Source organism: Streptococcus sp. HMSC034B05 (genome assembly GCF_001809055.1).
GTDB lineage: Bacteria > Bacillota > Bacilli > Lactobacillales > Streptococcaceae > Streptococcus > Streptococcus constellatus.
The window spans coordinates 1-529 of the sequence record NZ_KV795628.1 but is presented as its reverse complement, the minus strand read 5'-3'; the positions used below and the strand labels follow the sequence as shown (position 1 = coordinate 529).

Genomic DNA, 529 nt, shown 5'->3' with positions numbered 1-529 from the left:
AAGAAAAAAGGAGGGTTATGAAATGGACTTCAAGGAGTTGTATGACAAAGTGAGAGGGATCGTACTGAAGTGTCGCCGGGAATATTATGTCCACCTGTGGGAGTTAAGTGATTGGGACCAAGAAGGGATGCTGGTCTTATATGAGTTGGTGAGTCGCTATCCGCAACTGGTAGAGTCAGAAAGTCGTCTCTATGTTTACTATAAGACCAAGTTCCGTAATCACATCAAGGACATCCTGCGCAAACAAGAAAGCCAAAAGCGCAAACTAGACCGTCAAGCCTATGAGGAAGTGAGCGAGATAGGTCACAAGCTCAGCCTGAAAGAACTCTATTTGGATGAATTGGTGATTCTCCGAGACCAACTAAAGAGCTATCAAAAGCAGCTAAGTCCAGAGAAACAAGAACAGTATGAGCGCTTACTAGCAGATGAACGGTTTCAAGGACGCCAAGCGATGCTTCGGGAGTTACGGGTCTACTTACAAGATTACGATGAAAGAAAAAGCTAGAGGAAAATAAAAAAAGATGAAAAA

At 43.3% G+C, this 529-nt stretch carries 1 protein-coding gene; it reads left to right on the top strand.

Annotated features, from left to right (window positions below; translation table 11 throughout):
- Positions 1-22: 22 nt before the first annotated feature.
- The gene (locus HMPREF2542_RS09360) at positions 23-505 is read left to right on the top strand and encodes a sigma-70 RNA polymerase sigma factor region 4 domain-containing protein (protein ID WP_049476475.1); all 483 of its coding nucleotides are present in this window, start codon (positions 23-25) and stop codon (positions 503-505) included.
- Positions 506-529 lie beyond the last annotated feature (24 nt).

What these genes read in the sequence shown, in the direction of transcription:
- HMPREF2542_RS09360 (WP_049476475.1), top strand. Translation starts at nt 23, where the DNA reads ATGGACTTCAAGGAGTTGTATGACAAAGTGAGAGGGATCGTACTGAAG.